This window comes from Dictyobacter halimunensis (assembly GCF_036245075.1).
The window spans coordinates 5,265,051-5,278,994 of record NZ_BSRI01000002.1; the positions used below are offsets into that span (position 1 = coordinate 5,265,051).

At 58.5% G+C, this 13,944-nt stretch carries 12 protein-coding genes; 6 read left to right on the forward strand and 6 right to left on the reverse strand.

Annotated elements, in window-relative coordinates:
- Positions 1–167: 167 nt before the first annotated feature.
- The 4 genes from argB (at position 168) to AABA21_RS35870 (ending at position 5,163) form a co-directional block, all read left to right on the forward strand.
- Positions 168–1,034 (forward strand): acetylglutamate kinase, encoded by an 867-nt coding sequence (argB, locus tag AABA21_RS35855; RefSeq protein ID WP_338257616.1) that lies wholly within the window; start codon positions 168–170, stop codon positions 1,032–1,034.
- A 27-nt stretch (positions 1,035–1,061) separates the two neighbouring features.
- Positions 1,062–2,228, forward strand: coding sequence for a bifunctional glutamate N-acetyltransferase/amino-acid acetyltransferase ArgJ (gene argJ / locus AABA21_RS35860; RefSeq protein WP_338257617.1), 1,167 nt, complete (start codon positions 1,062–1,064; stop codon positions 2,226–2,228).
- Positions 2,229–2,570: 342 nt separating this feature from the next.
- The gene (locus tag AABA21_RS35865) at positions 2,571–3,959 is read left to right on the forward strand and encodes a glycosyltransferase family 39 protein (RefSeq protein WP_338257618.1); all 1,389 of its coding nucleotides are present in this window, start codon (positions 2,571–2,573) and stop codon (positions 3,957–3,959) included.
- 325 nt (positions 3,960–4,284) lie between these two features.
- The gene (locus AABA21_RS35870; protein WP_420917247.1) at positions 4,285–5,163 is read left to right on the forward strand and encodes an LLM class flavin-dependent oxidoreductase; all 879 of its coding nucleotides are present in this window, start codon (positions 4,285–4,287) and stop codon (positions 5,161–5,163) included.
- Between the two features lie 233 nt (positions 5,164–5,396).
- Here AABA21_RS35870 and AABA21_RS35875 read toward each other — a convergent pair whose 3' ends face one another.
- Together AABA21_RS35875 and AABA21_RS35880 are read right to left on the reverse strand one after the other, a co-directional pair.
- A complete protein-coding gene (locus tag AABA21_RS35875) occupies positions 5,397–5,972 on the reverse strand; it encodes a GrpB family protein (RefSeq protein ID WP_338257620.1) in 576 nt (191 codons plus the stop codon).
- Between the two features lie 50 nt (positions 5,973–6,022).
- On the reverse strand, positions 6,023–6,820 hold the full coding sequence (locus AABA21_RS35880) for a GNAT family N-acetyltransferase (RefSeq protein WP_338257621.1): 798 nt from the start codon (positions 6,818–6,820) through the stop codon (positions 6,023–6,025).
- A gap of 367 nt (positions 6,821–7,187) precedes the next feature.
- On the opposite strand from AABA21_RS35880, the gene AABA21_RS35885 reads away from it, so the two are divergent.
- The gene (locus tag AABA21_RS35885) at positions 7,188–8,513 is read left to right on the forward strand and encodes an erythromycin esterase family protein (protein ID WP_338257623.1); all 1,326 of its coding nucleotides are present in this window, start codon (positions 7,188–7,190) and stop codon (positions 8,511–8,513) included.
- Between the two features lie 300 nt (positions 8,514–8,813).
- Here the strand turns inward: AABA21_RS35885 and AABA21_RS35890 are convergent, their stop codons facing one another.
- Positions 8,814–9,368: a GNAT family N-acetyltransferase gene (locus AABA21_RS35890; protein WP_338257625.1), complete on the reverse strand. Its 555-nt coding sequence runs from the start codon at positions 9,366–9,368 to the stop codon at positions 8,814–8,816.
- A gap of 433 nt (positions 9,369–9,801) precedes the next feature.
- Here AABA21_RS35890 and AABA21_RS35895 point away from each other — a divergent pair, with 433 nt between their 5' ends.
- Complete coding sequence (locus AABA21_RS35895) at positions 9,802–10,434, forward strand: peroxiredoxin-like family protein (RefSeq protein WP_338257627.1); 633 nt, start codon at positions 9,802–9,804, stop codon at positions 10,432–10,434.
- Between the two features lie 66 nt (positions 10,435–10,500).
- Here AABA21_RS35895 and AABA21_RS35900 read toward each other — a convergent pair whose 3' ends face one another.
- The 3 genes from AABA21_RS35900 to AABA21_RS35910 form a co-directional block, all read right to left on the reverse strand.
- The gene (locus AABA21_RS35900; RefSeq protein WP_338257628.1) at positions 10,501–11,892 is read right to left on the reverse strand and encodes an ABC transporter substrate-binding protein; all 1,392 of its coding nucleotides are present in this window, start codon (positions 11,890–11,892) and stop codon (positions 10,501–10,503) included.
- 66 nt (positions 11,893–11,958) lie between these two features.
- Complete coding sequence (locus AABA21_RS35905; protein WP_338257629.1) at positions 11,959–13,263, reverse strand: WD40 domain-containing protein; 1,305 nt, start codon at positions 13,261–13,263, stop codon at positions 11,959–11,961.
- Positions 13,256–13,870 (reverse strand): RNA polymerase sigma factor, encoded by a 615-nt coding sequence (locus tag AABA21_RS35910; RefSeq protein WP_338257630.1) that lies wholly within the window; start codon positions 13,868–13,870, stop codon positions 13,256–13,258. Before AABA21_RS35910 ends, AABA21_RS35905 begins: the two co-directional genes overlap by 8 nt.
- Positions 13,871–13,944 lie beyond the last annotated feature (74 nt).

Genomic DNA, 13,944 nt, shown 5'->3' on the forward strand with positions numbered 1-13,944 from the left:
CTTCCTTGCTTTGTTGAGAAACTTTTGAGCTTCAATAAAATTCTTCGTACAGTTTTTTTATCTATTCCGACCTATACTTCCAGGAGAAGCGTTGATATCAACCCATTATTAAACAGTATGTGACAATGACAATGTATGTTACCTGTCATAGAAAGAATGGTAGAGTAATGGTTGCACTTTTTGTAGCCAACGAAACGGATACCCTGGAGTGGAACGAGTCCCCTGTTCCATTAAGCGAGGTGAATCAGCTAATGATGCTGAGGGACCAGCTGCTGGTGGTGAAGCTGGGCGGCAGCACACTGGAGGCGGAACGGGCGGTATTGCGAGATATTGTGCGGCTGCATACCTGCGGCATCAAGGTAGTCCTGGTGCATGGTGGCGGCCCCTCCATTAACGAGTGCCTGACGCAGTTTCAGATCCCCGTCCAGTTTGAGCAAGGATTGCGCGTGACCGATGCCCGCACACTGAAGGTGGTGCGCATGGTCCTGTGCGGCCAGATCAACCAGGAGCTCGTCGCCATGACGGAACAGCTCGGTGGGCGCGCGGTTGGCCTCTCCGGCATGGATGACCATATGATCCACGCCCACATCGCCGATGAGCGCCTGGGATTTGTCGGGGCCGTCGACGCGGTGGATGTCAGCCTGCTTGAGCGCATCAGTAACGAGGGCTACATACCGATCGTCGCGCCGCTCGGACTGGATGAGCGCGGCCAGTGCCTCAACATCAACGCGGACCTTGCCGCGTCGCATATCGCCGCCGCCCTCAAGGCGGATCGCCTCATCTTCTTGAGCAACGTCCCCGGCATCTGCCAGCCCGATGGCTCCCTGATCACCGAGCTCGACGCGCCGCAGGCCCACGCTCTGATTGAACAGGGCGTAATCTCCGGGGGGATGCTGCCCAAGGTCAATGCCTGCCTGGATGCTGCGCGGGCCGTGTCATGTGTGCAGATAGTCGATGGGCGCAGGGATCATGCGCTGTTATATGGAATTCTCAAGAGCCAGTTCAACGGGACCCGCTTCACGCGCGCACGCTAACCGGCCTACAGGCAAAAAGGAAAGATCATGCGCATTTTAAGTATGCAGCCGAAAGGTTTTCGCTGCAGTGCAAAGAACGTTGGTATTAAGGATTCGAGCCTGGATTTTACCGTCATCACCTCCGATGTTCCCGCCGCCGCCGCGGCCATGTTTACCCGCAACCGCTTCTGCGGCCCGGCTATCCTCGTTGGTCGCGAGCACGTGAGCGATGGACGCCTGCAGGCTTTCGTCGTCAATAGCAAGAACGCCAATGTCGCCACCGGCGAGCTGGGTCTGGCCAACGTCCACGAGATCGTTGACCTGGTGGCCGAAGAGCTCTCCATCCGTCCCCAGGACATCCTGCCCTCATCGACCGGCGTCATCGGGCGCCAGTTGCCGATGGAGAAGCTGCGCCAGGGCATCTCCGGCATCGGCCAGCAGCTGTGCTATGGCCACCTGGAGCAGGCCGCGCAAGCCATCATGACCACTGACACCCATCCCAAGATGCACTGCTGTCGTGTCGGCAACGCCACGCTGGTCGGTATCGCCAAGGGCGTGGGGATGATCGAGCCTAACATGGCGACCATGCTGGCCTACTTCTGCACCGACGCCCGCATCGACGCGCAACAGCTGCGTGACTGCCTGCGCGACGCGGTCGAGCCGAGCTTTAACATGGTCAGCGTCGATTCTGATACCAGCACCAGCGATACCGTGGCCATCATGGCCAACGGCCTGGCGGGCGACGTGGACCTGGCCGAGTTCCGCCGGGCCCTGCGGGACATGTGCCTGCGCCTGGCTCGTGAGCTGGCGCGTGACGGTGAGGGCGCCACCAAACTGATCGAAGTCAGCGTCGAGCACGCCGCCAGCGTACAGCAGGCCAGGCGGGTCGCCAAATCCATCGTCAACTCGCCGCTCGTCAAAACCGCCATCTTCGGCTCCGATCCCAACTGGGGCCGCATCGCCATGGCCATCGGAAAGTGCTATGAACAGGACACAATTGTACCGGAAAAGATTGATATTGCCTTTGGTTATATTCCTGTCTATCGTCGAGGTTGTGCTGTGGATGAAGGGCATCTATCTGCACTGAAAAACTACCTTGATCACGACGAGATCGTCATCCGTGTCTCCCTCGGTCTTGGAGAAGTGGGGGCCCGTGCCTGGGGCTGCGACCTCACCTACGACTACGTCAAGATCAACGGATCTTATACCTCCTGACGCCCGACGCCTGGCGGCCCCGTTTCCATCCGTTTGGACCTCGCGTCCGATTTTTGCCTCGGCCGCCGACCATGTACCCGAAACGCCGTCGCCGTCCGATTTGGGTCGGCCGACGATGACGTTTCCAGGGGGATTTCCGTGGGGGTGGGGAAATCGGATTTGCATAGATACCTCCCCGTTTTGATGAAGCGGAAAATTCTATCTGTGCAATTTTGCTGAACAAGAATGTTTTAAATTCCCAGACCCATCTGCTTGTACAAATCCTGCTGATGCTTTATCATGTATAGCTGAGATTGGTTGTATTGATAGAATTTCCCGTATGGGTTGAAATGTGAATGAGAGATGGGTATATTTCAGCATGGAGAGCTGGAGACGGGCGTTGTGGAAGCGGGCCGCTGGCGGGCCTGGCCGACGACATGGATCGGGGGCGGCCTGCTCTTGCTGGTGGCGGCGTTGACGGTGGGGCTCTACTATTTCTATCATCCCTACGCGGAGCTGACGGCCGATACGCCGAGCTACCTGGAATTCGCGCGCCAGCTGCGCGAGACGGGCAATCCGATCAACGTCTTTCGCCTGCCGATCTATCCCCTCTTTATCTTGCTGGTGACAGCGATTGCCGGGTCCACGAATCTTTTTGCCGTCAGTATCGCGCAGGGGCTGCTCTATATCCTGGCGGTGCTGGAGTTCTATCTGCTGACCTGCCTGATCTTCAGGCGTGCGTGGCTGGCCTTTGTCGTGGGTCTGCTGTTGGCCAGCAACGTGATCCTGATTTCATATAGTAAGCTGCTGATGACCGAGGGGTTCTCCCTGTGGCTATTGCTGACGATCTGCCTGTTGGCGGTGCGCATCCTGCAAGATGGCTGCTGGCGCCTGTTGAAGTGGCTGACGCTGTGCCTGGGGTTGCTGTTCTTTACGCGACCAGAGTGGGCCGCTTTTCCTGTGCTGCTCTACGCCTATCTACTGTGGATGCGCTACGGACGCGAACGGCTGCGTCCCTTGCTGCTGCGACTCGGGCTGCCGCTGGTGGTGCTCTATGTGTTGCTGGGGGGCTACGTGCTCGGCAACCTGTTCATCAACCACTATTCAGGCCTGACCTATGTGGAGAACATGAACCTGATCGGCAAGGTGATGCAGTACCAGATGCAGAACGAGGCGCCGCCACAGTATGAGTCGCTGCGCCGCGTGATCGACGACAACGTGCGGCACGCCCATCTGACGCCCTATCAGCTGGTGGCGCGCCATCCCGAGTTGGGGCGCGACAACGGCCGGCAGATGGGCGAGTTCGCCCGCGCCATCATCCTGCGCCATCCCCTTGAATTCGGGCTCAAGACCGTGCCCATGCTCTTCGCCTCGCTGACCAGCTACTATCCGGTCAGCACCCTGCCGCCGCCGCCCGGCGCCATCCAGCACGGCTGGATAGAGCAGGTCGTGAACGCGCTGCTCACTTTTCATCGTCTGCTCTACGCCTGCAACATCCTCTTCCCCTGTTGCGCCCTGCTCTGGCTGATCCTGCTCTGCTGGCCGCGTACTCGCCGTCTCCCCGCTGTACAGGGCATGGGACTGCTCTCGCTGGCTGTCCTCTTCGCCTGGACACTGACCACGCTGGGCGGCTACTTCCTGAGCGACCTCATGCGCGTCCACACCGTCTTTGATCCGCTGATCATCCTCATCGTCTGGGGCACCATCCTCGCTATCCCCACAAGGAAGGCATGGCGTATGACCGTTCCGTGACATGATCACGCCCGCCGTAGGTTCGGCCCTCGCGGCCGATTTCCCCTCCCCATACATAAGTGCCCGTTAAAAACATTCAATGACATTTTTTGAACATTATATGTTGAAGAAAGGTATCATACGCGAAGGGGAAATCGGCCGCGAGGGCCGAACCTACGAGGTGCACGATCGTGGGGGTTCTACCGTCCATTCCTGACTCAAACATTAGCTTGACAAAACGGAACGTAGTTCCATATACTATTAATCGGAGCTATGCTCCGATTAATAGTATATGGAGGAATGGCAATTGATGAACGAATCTGATATGGAGATGACGGACGTGGTCATGGGTGCGCGCGTGAGCGGACCGTGTTTCGGGATCGCGACGGCACCATCACAGGTCGGCTATGGCGATATTCTGCGGGTGTGGCGCGAGGCGGACACGATTCCGGAGATCGAGCATGCGTGGCTCTACGATCACCTGATGCCGATCTTTGGCGACCCGAACGGGCCGACCTTTGAAGGCTGGACGCTGCTCTCGGCCCTGGCTGCACAGACCGAACGACTGCGCCTCGGGCTGCTCGTGACCAGCAACCGTTTCCGGCCGCCCGCCATGCTGGCCAAGATCGCCGCGACCGTCGATATTGTCTCCGGTGGGCGGCTCGACTTTGGCATCGGCGCCGGCTCTCGACCAGGCCATCCTGTGGCCCGGCGTGAATACGAGGCACACGGTCTGCCCTTCCACGATTCCGCCCACGCGGTCGGCAGCCTCGCCGAAGCATGTACGGTCATTCGGCGCTTGTGGACCGAGGCCGAACCGTTCGATTTCGACGGCAGCTACCTCCACCTGCGCGGAGCGTTCTGCAATCCCAAACCTGTGCAGCGACCTCATCCGCCGATAATGATAGGCGGACGCTCTAGCGCGACGCTGCGCGTGGTCGCCGAGCACGCCGACCTGTGGAACTTCCCCGGCGGCGACATCGATGACGCCGTCCGCCGAGGTGCCCTGCTGGATCGCTTCTGCGCCGAAATCGGTCGCGATCCCGCCACGATCACCCGTTCCCTCGTCCTGCCGGTCTCCTACGGCCACCCCGGCACCACTCGTGACGCGATCGCTAAATCCATTGATGCTGGCTTCCCATACATCGTCCTCAGCTTATCCGCCCCATACCCCGAAAACGTCGCACGCTGGGTTGCCGACGAACTCATCAACAAATCTGCCTGAGCGGCAAAAGCATTCCCCAGCCCACGTCACGAAGAAGGTGGAGACGCGCATCGTCCCCATCTTCTTCGTGACCTGTGTGGGACAAATTGGGCGCAAGGCTCGAATCTACGATGGACATTGACATGCGTGGAGGGGAAATCGGGCGCAAGGCCCGAATCTACGATGGACATTTCTCGTTGTCTTTCGCGGTGCGAAACCCCATGCGCGCTCGGGCACGGGCAAGTGATCCCGGCCTATTGCGGGCTTTCCTCCATGCGCCAGCCGGTGGCGTGCGCCCACTCCTCGGCGGCCTCGATGACGATATCGCACAGTGGATCTTTCACGTCGTAGTAGAACTCGACGTCGTCGGGATCGCGCCGTGCCATGGCGCGTTTGATCTGTGCGTAGGCCGCTCTGGCGACCGGGTGGGCGCGCAGATAGTCGCGGAAGAGGATTGGGTAGCGCTGGTTGGGCCGTCCCAGTGCGCGTACGTGCAGATGCATGGGTCGCTGCTGTGCTGGTGGCCGGAAGTAGCGCTTCTCCCAATCCGACGCCGGACCGTGGTAGAGCGGCGGCAGATGGTCACTGGTCACCTCGGCTGCTATCGTATAGCCAGGTCCCCCCAGCGCCTCCACCAGCTGCGGCGTACACGCGAAATCCCTCACCGTCACCTGCACATCGATGATATCTTTGGCCGCCAGGCCCGGCACCGACGTCGAGCCGATGTGATCGATGCGCAGCGCCAGTTCGCCCAGGGCCGCATGCAGCGGCCGCGCCAGCGCCGCAAATTCCTCCGGCCACCTCTCATCATACTCCACAATCTCGATCATATATGAATCCCTTCCATACGTTCGGACCTCGCGTCCGATTTTCTCGCACGCTAGAACTGCACGCTCACTATCCTATGTTCGCTGATGAAGCCGGCCTTCTCGATGGCCCTCTTTGAGGCCGGGTTGGAGACCTCGCATGAGCAGATTGGCCGCCAGCCGGAGGCGTAGCAGTGCTGCTTGAGCCGCAGCAGCATGGAGCTGCCGAGGCCGCGACCGCGATAGGCCTGTGCCACGACCATGCCCAGGTCGGCGTAGGGGGGCTGCTGCTGGCTGGGGATGCACTCGCCGCTAGCCACCAGTGTCTGGTGGTCGAACAGAGCGAACAGCTCCTCGCGTCTGAGGCGTTCATTCAGGAAGCCCTCGATCCAGGCGCCCGGCCCGCTGGTGTTTTCCTTGTAGAAGAGCACCAGCGTGTCCAGGTCGTCCGGCGTGGCTCTCCTGAAGTGGTGGGGATCGCGGTCCGCTGGCGGCTCGATGCGCTGGTGGTCGCGGAACAGGTAGCTGTGCGGCGTGATGCTTGTGTGCAGATCCAGGCACAGCGAGAAGTACAGCGGCTCGATCGTGCTGGTGATGGCTCGCTGGATGCCCTGATCGGAGACGAGCCAGCGCAGGACCTCCTGTCCCCGCCCCTGGCGAGGCTCCAGCAGCTGCACGCGCAGCAGCGTCCCATCGGCGTCCAGGCAGAAAGCGCCCAGCGCCTGCTCCCCATCGTGTATCTCCCAGAACGTAGCCTGCGCAATGACCGCCTTTTCCCACATCCCGTCCGCCGGCGCCACCAGTGTGCGCAGATAGTCGCCCCGCAATTTCCGTATCGTCTCGGGCTGCTCAAGTTGTCTACATCTCAACATTGCTAATGCAAGCGCCTTTCCATACTAATCATAATCAATTCACATTCTACACCATCCATCCACGTATCTCACTTGAAATATATATAGCTTTGTGTTATAAAAATAATAGCACATAGCTATATATAGCCTATGGAAGATTTAGAATGTGTTTGTTTCTCTCCATTGTGGGGCATATGAGCGCCTCCGCACGGGCGTCCGCACCAGGTTATGTATGTTGTTGCATGAGGGACACACTCGCGTCCCTCATGCAACAACACACATATATACTATTCCGCTATGCTGGTTGGTAGGGCAGGATGCTGGCTTTTCTTTTTTTATGTAAAAGCATATGAAACCATACGATGTTGTGTGTAGCTTAGGAGGAGCGATGACCATCTACAAATCCCGACTCTATTCCCTGCTTCTTATGATCTTGCTTTGTTTTACTGGTGTGATAGCCGGCTGCGCGCAGGCGTCCGCGCCCGATAATCAGACACAGGGCCCGGTGCAGACCTGGATGCGGCAGAATGCGATCCCTCTGCAGAGTGTTGATCCCGCCAGTTCGCAGGACGATCTTGCGCCTCTGCAGAAGGCCATCGGCAATGCCACGATCGTCGGCCTGGGTGAACAGACGCATGGCACGCATGAGCTCTATCAGCTCAAGGCGCGCCTGGCCGAGTTCCTGATCAGCAACATGAACTTTCGTATCTTCGTGATGGAAAATGGCTGGGGCAAGTCGCAGCTTATCGATGCCTATATCAATGGCGGTCCCGGCCAGCTCTCAGATATTATGAAGAACGGCCTCGATGGTGCGTGGCAGACGCAGGAATATCAGGGCATGCTGACATGGATGCGGGCGTACAACGCCGATCCCGCCCATACGACCAAGATCCACTTTCGCGGCATGGATTGCCAGGGAGCGAGCCGCAACGACCTGACCGCGGTCATCAATTTCTTGCAGAAAGTTGATCCCGCCAATGCCGCCCATGTGAGAGATCTGTACCAGAGCGTGAAGCAGAAGCTCACCGATCAGCCCCAGCAGGTCTACAATCTGCTCAAAGCGCATCAACAGAACTATGAGCATAGCTCCTCGCCACAGGAGTTCGCGCTGGCACTGCAGAACGCGCGCATCGTTGTGCAGGCCATGACCTGCTTTTACGCTTCTTCAGGCAACAACACCTATTTTCTTCAGCGCGACACCTTCATGGCCGAGAACGCCTCCTGGCTCTATGACCACTCCGGCGAGAGTCAGCCTAAAATGATTGTCTGGGCGCATGACATGCATATCGCCAATAACACGAGCTATAATCTGCAAGGAGCGCTTACGGGAACCAACAACCTGGGCGCCCTGCTGCGGGCGCGCTATCAGCAGAACTACCTGGCCCTTGGCACAAACGTATATCATGGCAGCTATACCACCTACACTAATTCCTCCACCAATCCCAATTCCTATAAGCCCGTACAGACCTCCCTCGAAGCGCCGCAGGCCGGTACCTACACGGCTGCATTCGGAGGTGTCGATAAGTCTCTGTATGCCCTGGATCTGCGCCGCACTCCTGCCGGACCGGTCAGCAACTGGTTCAACAGCGCGCACGTCATGAACTATTACGGTGTTAGTGGACAGGACCTGTCTACGCCGGGACCGGTCAAGCACTGGTTCGACATCATCGTTTTTCTGCGCGACACCACGCCCTCGCACTCGCTCTTGAAATAAAAAGGTTTCAGAGGAGACACGAAGATTATTGATGCGCCCGCAAAGGGTCATACATTCAATTGAAGATCGTGCAAAACGAGAAAAGACCGCAGTACGTGCGGGGCTTGCCCCCGCTTGCTTCCTCGCCGCTCGAAAAAGCAACGAGCAGATGCGATGCATCGCATGCAATCGTTCCTGGTCTCTTTGAAGGAGCGTTTCCTTTTGGGAAGTAAACAAAGCGGGGGCAAGCCCCGCACGTACTCTTGTCATTTTTCTTATTGCTTGTTCTAAAGTTGAGCGCATTGGATGCGAGGGCCGATCCTATGATGGGGTGGGGATGACAGGGAGCTGGAAGAGGTCCACGTTGGCGCGGGCGCGCTCGCTGTGCTCGAACAGGACCATGCCGGTGATGCGTCCCTGCTCGACCACGAAGTCGCTGAGCTCGTGAAAGCCGGCCTTGCTGATGCCACGGGCGGACGCAACGTTGCCGGGGACGTAGCCGATCCAAAAGCGGTCGATCTCTGGCTCCTGCTGGACGATGGCCTGCAGCAAGCGCGGATAGATGCCGTGTCCACGCCACTCCGGCAGCGTCTTGAAATCATAGAGGTAGGCATTGCGCGGCGGTAGCTCGAATCTGAATTGGAGATCACCGATGCTGCCCGCCCGCGTTGTCAACCAGCCGTAGGCAACAGGTGTGTCGCCCAGAAATGCCAGGTAGGGCCGATCTTCTATCTCACGACGCATCTCCACTATGGCCGTGGATTGATTGGTCAAGCGCGCGATCAGCCGCACGTCATTTGAAGGGCCAGCCGAAAACGTTGGCAGAGGCGCGAGCTCGGGCAGAGGATCATCGCGCCACCAGGTTGCGAAAGTCATCGTAACAAAATCTCCTGTCAACACACCATGGGTATATATTCATTTTTTTGGGATCAATTGTATTCAATTTAATTGTGCGCAATTAAATTGCTTGCGATCTATGCGCTCCAAAAAAGAATATACCACATCCATCTTCTTTTTAAAATAAGGTCGATTGTGTTCAATTCAATTGTGCGCAATTAAATTGCTTGCGATCTATACGCTCCAAAAAAGAAGCTGCCACCCTCCATCTGGGGGCATATTTCGACGGCCCGCGTCAGATCCTGTCTTGCTGGTCACAAAAAATTGCGTTAGTCAGATAAAATTGCCTACTTGTTTTGAGCCCTTTTCTTCTGTACAGTGATGATGTGCTATTAATTACCGTTACTGAGAAAGGAAGAGATGATGACGACGAACGACATTCCAACCAATACCCCGCTGCAGGGGCAGATCGATGCCTTTATGGAACAGATGGGGGGGGCAGATTCCCGTGGGGGTGCGCGAGAAGCTGATGCTGCCCGTGCAGCAGTTGATCACGTCCGGCGCGGCCGAGGGAGCGCTCAAAGAGGGTGAGCGGGTGGAGGATTTTACGCTGCCCAACGCGCTTGGCCGTCCCGTGACGCTGTCGCACCTGCTCAAGGAGGGGCCGGTGGTGATCAACTTCTATCGTGGCTCCTGGTGTCCCTACTGCAACCTGGAGCTGCGCGCCTATCAGCAGGCGCTGCCGCAGCTACGGGCGCTGGGCGCCTCGCTGGTGGCGGTCTCGCCGCAGACGCCCGATAGCAGCCTCACCATGGCCGAGAAGAGCGGGCTGACCTTCCCGGTCCTCAGTGATGTGGGCAATCGCGTGGCGCGCCGGTTTGGCCTGGTCTTCACCATCGATGAGGCGGTCCGCGCTGCTCATCAGCAGATGGGCGCGGACCTACCGGCCTTCAATGGCGATCAATCGTGGGAGCTGCCGATTTCGGGTACTTTCCTGATTGACTGGGATGGGACGGTGCGCCTGGCCTTTGTCAATCCTGACTTCACGCGCCGTCTCGATCCAGCGGTGGTCATCGCGAAGCTTAAAGAGTTGCAAGGCGCGTAAGGTGGTCGGGGGAGCTCTGCGGTCTGGCCGGTGTCGGACCTCACGTCCAGTTGTGCGACTGACGGGTTATGACTGATCGGTTATCAGGGCGGTGGCCTCGATTTTGCGCAGGATGTCATCGAGCTGATCGGGCGTGCCGATATAGCTGATCACGCCTTTCCAGAAGGCATCCTCCAGTTCCTGGGGCATCAGGTCGTCGGCGCTAATGCGCAGGGTGTCGCTCCGCAAGATCTGCTGGGCGCAGGCCCAGGCGATCTCGTCGGGGTAGACACTCTTCGCGACCGCCGAGTTCACCGAGGTGGCGCCCCCGCGCCTGACCCAGATGCTCTGCGCCTCCACGGTGGTCAGAAATTCCATGAACTGGCGCGTGCCATTGTTGTCTTTGAAGGCCGCCATCAGGTCGGCGCTCGCGATGGCATAATTTTTGTAGCGCGGATCGATCTGGGGGAAGGGGAAGAAGCTGTAGTCCTGTCCGCTCTGGATGCCCTTGAACTGGTGCTTGATAAAGCCGGCCGTAAAATCGCCCAGGTAGTACATGTAGGCGTGAGGCGGCTTCACAAACGGCAGGTAGGAGGCATCCTGGAAATTGGTGGAGAGGATGAGCGCCGCGCCACCATTGACATAATGCTTGCCCAGCGCGACGCGGCCGAAGATTTCAAAGGCGTCCTTGATGCTGTGGTGGGTCCAGGGGATCTTATGCGTAACCCACTGGTCGTACAGATCGGGCCCGTACTTGTTGATATAGATCGCGGCGATCCAATCGGCCCCTGGCCAGCCGCTGGTGGCCCCGCTCTCTATGCCAAGCGACCAGGGATATTTGCCCTTGCTGACCAGCTGGTCGGAGAGCGCGATCATCTCGTCCCAGGTGTGGGGCACGCTGACCCCGATCTCATGAAAGGCCCGAGGACTATACCAGATGGTATCCTTGGCGTTGGCCTTGGGCAGGACCGCGTAGAGCTTGCCATCGTAAGAGGAGAAGTCGATCCAGGCCTGGGCGTAGTTCTGGCGATACTGTTTCATGTCGAAGAAGGTATCCAGGCGGATCAGCCTGTTCTGTGCCGCCAGCTGGCGGAAGTGGTTAATGCTGGGGATGCCGCTGATATCAGGTGGATTGTTGCCGCGCAGGCGCGTAGAGAGCACCGCCAGCAGGTCGCGGGTCGTCTCCAGGTTGACCTTGATGCCGGTCTTGTGGGTAAAGGCGCTGGTGATCAGCTGGAATGATTCCTGCTCTTCGCCGCTCCACTCGTTGAGGACGTTGATCGACTGCACTTTAGGGGGCGTCGCTACCGGTGGCGCTGGCTCTGGCTCGCAGCCCGCGAGCAGCGCGGCGGCGGCATCGAGGCTCAGTCCGAGGGCCATGGCCTGATAGAGAAACTGGCGCCGTGGCATAGGCACCGCCACGGCATCCGCGACCAGCTGATCCAGCTGGCGCCGCTGGCGACGATCAAAAACGAGCATGAACATTCCTCCCGGAGCATCTGGTGCTGCGCGATGTCTGTTTGACAGGTCACAGTTCGTTCTACGTTACAGTCCAGTAGACCAGATCTGCGCCGTCCGATCCCAGCTGCCCGAAGCGATCTGCTTGCCATCGGGGGACCAGGTCAGGGCATCGACCAGGTCAGTATGCCCTTCATAGATAAACGCTGTCGCGCCGCTTTTTGCGTCCCAGATTCGTACGGTGTGGTCCCAACTGCCCGAAGCGACGTACTTGCCATTGGGGGACCAGGCCAGAGCGTCGATGTCCTGGGTGTGCCCGCGATAGACCAGCAGCAGCTTCTCGATGCGCGTGCTATAGACCTGGACCTGGCTGTTGCGGCCGCCGAAGGCGATCTCTTTGCCATCGGGAGACCAGGCCAGGGCATCGACGGGATCGCTGATGGTGTATGTGTAGATCAGCCTGGTGATGCCGCTGCTGGCGTTCCAGATCATGACCTTGCTGTCCCGACCGCCCGAAGCGATCTCCGTCCCATCCGGCGACCAGGCGACCGCGTCAACGAACTCCTGGTGCCCCGTATAGACCTGGACGGTGCGGCCGGTGAAGGCCTGCCAGACCTGCACAGTGTGGTCCCAGCTGCCGGAGGCGATGAACTGCCCGTTGGGGGACCACGCCAGGCTGCTGACCTCGGAATTATGGCCGGTATAGACCTGGACGGTGCGGCCGGTGGAGGGCTGCCAGACGCGGACGGTGTGGTCCCAGCTGCCGGAGGCGATGAACTGCCCGTTGGGGGACCACGCCAGGGCGTCGACCGGCTCGCTGTGGTCCTTGTAGGTGGTGATCACCGCTCCGGTGTGCGCGTCCCAGATCATTACGCTATGGTTCCAGCTGCCCGTTGCCACGAACTGACCATCGGGCGACCAGGCGATGGCGCTCACATAATCATTTTGCAGGCGGAACGTCAGCTGAGCCGTCCCCGAGGTATGGTTGCCTGTCAGTATATTGAGCAGCCCCAGCACAAGTATGGCCACCATGCCGATCATCAGCGTAGTGCTCAGCACCATCTGGCGGCGGTTGCTCAGTTTCGTGTGCTTGTGACCGTGGCGCTGCCGCGAACCCGCGGCGGCCGGCGGTTGTGTTGGTAATGGCGGCTCCCCTTTATTTTCCCCCTCCCGCGCTTGTGGCTGCACCAGCAAACGCGGAAAGGGTTTCATGGTCGCCCGGGGCAGTGCGTTTAGCGCCTCATCCATCTGGCGATAGTTATCCCGCAGCATCCGGCAATCCTGGCACCCGGTCAGATGTTTATCCAACGCGTCCTGATCGGCCGGAGAGAGATCGCTATGCCGCAACGCCAGTTTTTCCTCCCATATCGAGCATGGTGGCTGACTATGCATCGATTCTTCTCCCCTTCGAGTGTAGCTGCATATATATAGTTTGTAGAGATTTTCTGCCACGACTCACGTATTTACTCACACAGCTTTCTTTAATATTGAGCTGCTCCGCGATTTCTGGCGGAGAGCAACCCTCAACGCAATAAAGAATCAAGCAAATGCGATATTTATAGGGAATCAGAGCCAGTGCTTCTCTCAGGAGCTCCGCGTTTTCGTAGTTGTTCTCCGGCCCCTCAACTTGCATAGAAGAATAATCATCTGAGCAGCGGTCAAAGGCAACGGTAGGCAACAGATGCTGGTGCTTCTGATAGTCATATGCCAGATTTGTGGCGATGCGATAGAGCCAGTGTTTGAAAGCGCCCGGACTGCGCAGCTGGGGTAGCGAGGACCATGCCTTATAAAATGTCTCCTGTGTGAGCTCGCTGCCTGATCCGTCGCCCCCCACCATGTTATTTAAATAGGTATTGATAGCATTGCTATAATGCCGATAAAGTACATTAAACGCCTGCTCGTCCCCCTGTTGAGCGCGCGTCACTAACCTCTCCATGTCGAATACCTGACCGCCATCTTCATTGTCGGAGCTGGATGCTCGTTCGGTCCATTGTGCCATCACTTCACTCCTTGTATCTGACCCCATCGTCTGGTGCGTATTGCCGTTCGCCCTGCAGCTGGCAACGGTGCGGG

Coding starts and splice junctions, on each gene's coding strand:
- argB (WP_338257616.1), top strand. CDS start 168: ATGGTTGCACTTTTTGTAGCCAACGAAACGGATACCCTGGAGTGGAAC.
- argJ (WP_338257617.1), top strand. CDS start 1,062: ATGCGCATTTTAAGTATGCAGCCGAAAGGTTTTCGCTGCAGTGCAAAG.
- AABA21_RS35865 (WP_338257618.1), top strand. CDS start 2,571: ATGGGTATATTTCAGCATGGAGAGCTGGAGACGGGCGTTGTGGAAGCG.
- AABA21_RS35870 (WP_420917247.1), top strand. CDS start 4,285: ATGGGTGCGCGCGTGAGCGGACCGTGTTTCGGGATCGCGACGGCACCA.
- AABA21_RS35875 (WP_338257620.1), bottom strand. CDS start 5,972: ATGATCGAGATTGTGGAGTATGATGAGAGGTGGCCGGAGGAATTTGCG.
- AABA21_RS35880 (WP_338257621.1), bottom strand. CDS start 6,820: ATGTTGAGATGTAGACAACTTGAGCAGCCCGAGACGATACGGAAATTG.
- AABA21_RS35885 (WP_338257623.1), top strand. CDS start 7,188: ATGACCATCTACAAATCCCGACTCTATTCCCTGCTTCTTATGATCTTG.
- AABA21_RS35890 (WP_338257625.1), bottom strand. CDS start 9,368: ATGACTTTCGCAACCTGGTGGCGCGATGATCCTCTGCCCGAGCTCGCG.
- AABA21_RS35895 (WP_338257627.1), top strand. CDS start 9,802: ATGCCTTTATGGAACAGATGGGGGGGGCAGATTCCCGTGGGGGTGCGC.
- AABA21_RS35900 (WP_338257628.1), bottom strand. CDS start 11,892: ATGCTCGTTTTTGATCGTCGCCAGCGGCGCCAGCTGGATCAGCTGGTC.
- AABA21_RS35905 (WP_338257629.1), bottom strand. CDS start 13,263: ATGCATAGTCAGCCACCATGCTCGATATGGGAGGAAAAACTGGCGTTG.
- AABA21_RS35910 (WP_338257630.1), bottom strand. CDS start 13,870: ATGGCACAATGGACCGAACGAGCATCCAGCTCCGACAATGAAGATGGC.